The organism is Ohtaekwangia sp. (assembly GCF_036786105.1).
GTDB lineage: Bacteria > Bacteroidota > Bacteroidia > Cytophagales > Cyclobacteriaceae > Ohtaekwangia.
The window spans coordinates 1-6,096 of sequence record NZ_DAIQRQ010000116.1; the positions used below are offsets into that span (position 1 = coordinate 1).

Sequence of the window (6,096 nt, forward strand, 5' to 3'; positions counted from 1 at the left end):
GTACCTTGAGAATCTTTTTCATGAAGTTTTCGCTGGCGGAAACTTCATGAAAAAGATTTAATTAAAGCTGAAACCCTGTTGTGCCGCCAGCGGCACAACAGGGTTTCAGCTTTATCATTCGCGCGCTTGCACTTTTGCTATGAGCAGGTTGAAAGTTTCCGCGCGAGTTTGATCAACTACATCGAAGCGCAAAAAATAGTGTGATAAGTTCCGGCACACTGATGCACTAGCCGCCAGACCTCTAGCTTCAAAATCCTTCCAGCTGGGGGATACCTATTTGTCGTTTGGCATCGTTCTTAGTATATATCCACTTAACCTTGCCCAGAATGATACGGAATTACCTGACCATCGCGCTGCGCAACTTCAAGCGCCAAAAGCTTTTTGCATTGCTCAACATGTTCGGGCTGGCCCTGGGGCTTGCCAGTGCCATTCTTATTTTTCTGTATGTAAATGACGAACTTCAATACGACACCATGCACCCGTATTATGGAACCACCTATCGCATCGGGTGCACTTTTATCAATGCTGAAGGGCAGGAGTTCGACAATACGGTGGCACCCGGCTATTGGATTAAACAATTGAAAGACACACGAAGCGAAATAGAGCAGGCTATCCGTATAGACAATATAGGCTATCCTACATCTTTCCATCATAAAGCCACCGACAAGATTATACTGACTGAAGAAGTACGCTGGGCTGAGCCGGGATTTGACAAAGTGCTGCAATTCGAGTTGATAAAAGGAAATCGCGATAAGATGTTTCAGGATTATAACTCAATGGTGGTGAGTGAAACGGGTGCTCATAAACTTTTCGGCGATGCTGATCCAATCGGGCAGACCGTAACGATAAAACACACCTGGGCTACCGATGGAAAGGAGATCGATGTAATGGTAACAGGTGTATACAAAGATTATCCTTCCAACTCGCACTTCAAACCACGCTATATTTTGAATATAAATGCACTGCGAAGTGTGCGTAAAAATTTTGAAGTATATATGGAAGGCACAACTTTTCGTGATTCGGAATTTTTTGAAAGCTATATAGTTGTTAAACCATCAACAACCGATGTAAAGCCGATGGAAGCCGCGCTGCAAGGCTGGTCCAACCAGATGGCACAGAACGATTCCAGTTTTGTAGCGGGTGGATGGAAGCTGCGACCGTTTCTCACCAGGATGTCGGCTATACATTTTGATCAGAAGAACTTGTGGGAGAATGGTATACGCGGCGATAAGAAGTATCTCGCCATTTTTAGCTCGGTAGCGGTTTTGATATTGCTGATCGCCTGCATCAACTATATGAACCTTGCTACAGCACGCTCGGCCCGCAGAGCCAAGGAAGTGGGCCTCCGTAAATCGCTCGGCAGCAAACGCAGGGAAATTGCCTGGCAGTTCTTCAGCGAATCTATACTGATGACACTCGGTTCACTGGTCATCGCAGTGTTACTCGTTATTATTTTCTTACAGCCCTTCAACCAGTTGGCGCATAAATCTTTTACACTCGTGTCGTTGCTTGATCCCTATATGTTGCTGATCGTGCTGGGTATAGTGTTGTTTATGTCCATCGTATCCGGAAGCTACCCGGCTTTATACCTCTCTGCGTTCAAGCCCGTAGAAGTATTGAAAGGTAAAGTGGTGAAAGGTATAGGAGCGGAGTTATTCCGCAAAGGCCTTGTTACGCTGCAGTATGCTGTGTCCCTCGTGCTGATCATCTCAACATTTGTGGTCGTGCGACAGATGGAGCACATGCAGAACACCAAGCTGAATGAACAGGGCAGCCAGTTGTTATCGATTCGTTATGGAGGCACAGCCCCGCAAAATAAATTTGCCGCGTTCAAACAGGCGGTGTTGCAGGATAAAGATATAGAGCATGTAACCATGGCCAATCACCTGCCGCGGCTGAATTACTTCGGCTGGATTGGCACCACCTTAAAGTTTCCGGAGTTGCACGATAAAGATTTGCAATGGAACCAGCTCAATGTAGAGTTCGATTTTGCAAAGACCTACCAACTTGAATTTATAGCAGGCCGCGATTTTGATGAGAACAACGTAGCCGATTCAAGTGCCATGATCCTGAACGAAGCGGCTGTAAAAGCACTCAATCAACCGATAGAAAAAGTTATAGGCGCTATAGTAACCGAATCGGGAGATAATAATCCTGATGGCATTGTGCGTTCGTATAAAGTGATAGGCGTGGTAAAAGATTTTCCATTCCGCTCCATGCACCAGGCTATCGAACCGCTGGTGCTCAACCCGCATGTACATTTCATAGACCGCATTGCCTATATAAAATTGCCGGTCGGTCATTTCCAGGAAAAAATAAAGTCGATCGAAAAAACATGGCGCGAAATATTTCCGGGCGTAGGCTTCGATTATTGGTTTGTAAGCGATGAGTTCAACCGCATGTACCTGGCAGAAAGTCGCGTGTCATCGCTGGCCAAGGCTTTTGCTATACTCGCTATACTCATTACGGCACTGGGTGTATTCGGATTAGCCTCGTATACTGCCGAGCAAAAAACAAAAGAAGTGGGTATACGAAAAGTACTGGGCGCAGCGGTGCGGCAGGTTGTAGCCATGTTTGTCTGGGGATTTTTAAAAATACTTTTAATAGCCGCTGTAATTGCTATACCGCTTGCCTACCTGCTGGCGGACCGATGGCTGGCAGATTTTGCCTATCGCTCAACCATCAGCCCGATGATATTTATAGTAAGCCTTTTCGGACTGATACTCATTACCCTGCTCACCGTAAGCTACGAAACGTGGAAAGCAGCACGCGCCAACCCTGTGCATTCGCTGCGTAGCGAGTGATTAACGTGTTTACGTTGGCGGGTGTTTACGTGTGCATGTTACGCCCAGGTATATATCAATGGTGTACACGCTGAACGTACGCACATGCACAACGTAAACACGTATCAACGTGAAAGCGTACACACGTTGTGGTATTTCTGCCACAAACATCAATCGTATGTGTTATCGTGAACACTTGTTGTATTTCTGAAGCGCCAAGTCAGGCGAAGAACACGAAAACACGGTAAACAATCGTTAGCAAAGCAGATTTTTTGGACTAAACGTATGGAAAGTACTGTTTATTTGTCTTAATATTGTTTACCTCAGACCACGGTTCGATGAATAAGTTGAAAGATTATTCTGACCAAGACCTAATAGAATTACTCCGCCAGCAACACATGGCTGCGTTCGGAGAAATATATAATCGCTATTGGCATAAGCTATATTCTGCCGCCTACAAGCGCATACAATCACGGGAAACAGCCGAAGAATTTGTGCAGGATATATTTACCAGTCTGTGGGTAAATCGCGAGATCGTTCATATCAAATCATTATCGGTATACCTGTTTACGGCTGTCAAGTATAAAGTTATCAATCACTTTCAGCATGAAGCCATTCGCAAGCAGTACCTCAGCCGCCAGCTGCAAACCATGTCCATCACCGATAATTCTACTGAAGAGCTTGTTATGGTAAATGACCTGCACGCATCGGTAGAGCAGCACATCAGCAGGCTTTCCCCAAAATGCCAGGAAGTGTTCAAGCTGAGTCGCCATGAAAATCTTACCATGAAGCAGATTGCTGCGCAACTTGGTATCTCCGAAAAGACGGTGGAACATCAATTAGGGAAAGCGCTTCGCGTATTGAAGATGAATCTCAAGCAGCTCACCATTATTATCACGTCTGCCATTGGACTGGTGTGATTATTCCACCTTAAAAAAAAATTCAAACGATATAGGGGATATGCCAGGGAGGGCTGACTATATATACAGCACCCTTCTGAAAATGAGCAGCCGTAAGGTTAGTCGTTTCAGTAAATGCCCTGAACCATGGAAAGAATTACACCGGAGCTGCTGCAGAAATTTCTGCAGGGAAAATGTACTCCTGAAGAACGCAATCGCATCAACGCATGGTATGCAGTCTTTGATGACGCGGCAGACGATGATCGCCTGCTGGACATGCAGCAACGCGAAGCGCTCCGGCAAAAGATGCTCACGCAAATCCATCACAATCTGGCTGGCACCGAGCCTTTTCCCCAGCAACGCAAAAAAGAAAAATCTTCCTATATATTGTATAAAGCGGCTGCTGTTTTATTGGCAGTAGTGATAGCGGGCCTTGGTATAGTATTGCAGCAAAAGGAAAAGCTGCAGACCGCGCCTGTAGCAAAAGCCGGTTTCGTTACTATTCGCAACACAACACAGTCTATACTCAGGCAAGATCTGAGCGATGGCACCGTGGTATGGCTCAGGCCCGGTAGTCATATCGAGTATCCCAACATTTTCTCCAACGCGATACGCACCATTCAATTAAAAGGGGAGGCCTTCTTCGATGTAGCGAAAGACCACCATCGCCCTTTCATCGTTACCACGGGCAACGTTACTACCAAAGTATTGGGCACAAGCTTCAATATAAAAGCGTATAAAGATGCTTCCACCATTGAAGTATCTGTCATGACGGGTCGCGTAGCAGTACAAATGAAACCGGAAAATACAAGCGACTCTTCTTCGGTTTTCCTCACACCGAATGAACGTGTTACCTATGTAAAAGCAGAGAATCGTTTGCTCAAGGAAACATCGGCTCAATTGCCGGAACTCGCCATGTGGCAACAGGCTACGATCGTATTTGATAATGTACCGGTGGCCACGGTGTTGCCATTGCTCGAAGAGAAATTTCAAATCAGGATGGAAGTAAGAAATGCGAATCTGAACAACTGCCTGATACGGGCGGATTTTACCAATCAGAACCTGGCCGACATTCTGGAATTGTTGAGCCGTTCGATTGAAGCTACATACGAACTGAAAGATAATACAGTATACCTCGATGGAGCGGGGTGTACAGAGTAAATTTACTAAACCCCTTTACTATGATGCAATAGAATATATACCCCTTTATGAAAAGAGATTAGGAGTGATTGCGGCACCCCTAATCAAATTTAATTGTCTCCCTGTTCCATCGCCTAGCAGCAGGACAGGGCTACGTGTCTCATTTGTAAAAACGAAACAATCAAAATTATGCAAGAGATTTTACAAACGCACATCAACCTCAGCAAAATTATGCGGATTACGTTGAGCCAGATTGTCGTTATGTTGATCCTCACCGGCATTTCCCGGGCAGAGGTAGGCAAAGCACAAAATGTTCTAGACCGAAATGTAACCCTTACGGTCGAGCATCTGAGCCTGAGCAAAGCATTAGACAAGATCGAGAAAAGCGCTTCAGTCAGGTTTGTTTACAGTAAAAATTTTATATCCCTCCGGCAGGAAGTGTCATTCTCCGCAGAAAAGGAGAAACTGGAATTGCTGCTGAACAAGTTGTTGGGGCCTCTTAATATCCGTTATGAAGTAATCAAAGACCGGATCGTGCTGAACAAGATAAAAACAGACGGGGACGAGTCTTTGGAAACCGACAGCGAACTCCCGCTATTGGCAACCGTTCCCCCCGTGCTCACCATCACGGGTAAAATTACCGATGCCGATGGGATGGGACTCCCCGGTGTAAACGTGCTGGTAAAAGGCACGAGTACCGGAACAACGTCTGACGTAGATGGTAAATATACCCTGCAGGTTCCTGACGAAAGCACAACACTTATCTTCAGTTTTATTGGCTATGCCACGCAGGAAGTAGAGATCGCGGGCCGCACCACGATCGATGTAGTGCTGGCTGCCGATGTACAGCAACTCTCGGAAGTAGTGGTAGTAGGATATGGTGAACAAAAGAAAGAAACCGTTACGGGTTCGGTTGTTACGGTAAAAGGTTCAGACCTGGTGAAGTCGCCAGCCGTGAACCTTTCCAATTCACTGGCAGGAAGAATGCCGGGGGTTACTGTCATGCAGGCCAGTGGCGAACCGGGCTACGATGGCTCTACCATTCGCATACGCGGCTCCAATACATTGGGTAATAACAATGCGTTGATCGTAATCGATGGTATACCGGCACGTACCGGAGGTATAGACCGCCTTAATCCTGCCGATATAGAAAGCATAAGCGTATTGAAAGATGCATCGGCTGCTATATATGGTGCGCGTGCTGCCAATGGTGTTATACTCATTAAAACCAAAAGAGGTAAAACCGGTAAGCCGCAGTTATCATACTCCTATAA

At 46.0% G+C, this 6,096-nt stretch carries 4 protein-coding genes; all 4 read left to right on the forward strand.

Features of this window, described 5'->3' with window-relative positions; all coding sequences use genetic code 11:
* Positions 1-326 precede the first annotated feature (326 nt).
* On the forward strand, positions 327-2,804 hold the full coding sequence (locus V7Q33_RS23030) for an ABC transporter permease (protein ID WP_333821453.1): 2,478 nt from the start codon (positions 327-329) through the stop codon (positions 2,802-2,804).
* A gap of 317 nt (positions 2,805-3,121) precedes the next feature.
* Positions 3,122-3,703: an RNA polymerase sigma-70 factor gene (locus tag V7Q33_RS23035; protein ID WP_331974760.1), complete on the forward strand. Its 582-nt coding sequence runs from the start codon at positions 3,122-3,124 to the stop codon at positions 3,701-3,703.
* A 126-nt stretch (positions 3,704-3,829) separates the two neighbouring features.
* Positions 3,830-4,843 carry a FecR family protein gene (locus V7Q33_RS23040; RefSeq protein ID WP_331974762.1) on the forward strand — a complete coding sequence of 338 codons (1,014 nt, stop codon included), beginning with the start codon at positions 3,830-3,832 and terminating at the stop codon, positions 4,841-4,843.
* Positions 4,844-5,011: 168 nt separating this feature from the next.
* The coding region (locus V7Q33_RS23045) for a TonB-dependent receptor plug domain-containing protein (RefSeq protein ID WP_333821454.1) at positions 5,012-6,096 on the forward strand (1,085 nt) is incomplete at its 3' end.

Excerpts from the sequence above, each read along its gene's own strand:
- V7Q33_RS23030 (WP_333821453.1), top strand. The coding sequence starts at position 327 with ATGATACGGAATTACCTGACCATCGCGCTGCGCAACTTCAAGCGCCAA.
- V7Q33_RS23040 (WP_331974762.1), top strand. The coding sequence starts at position 3,830 with ATGGAAAGAATTACACCGGAGCTGCTGCAGAAATTTCTGCAGGGAAAA.
- V7Q33_RS23035 (WP_331974760.1), top strand. The coding sequence starts at position 3,122 with ATGAATAAGTTGAAAGATTATTCTGACCAAGACCTAATAGAATTACTC.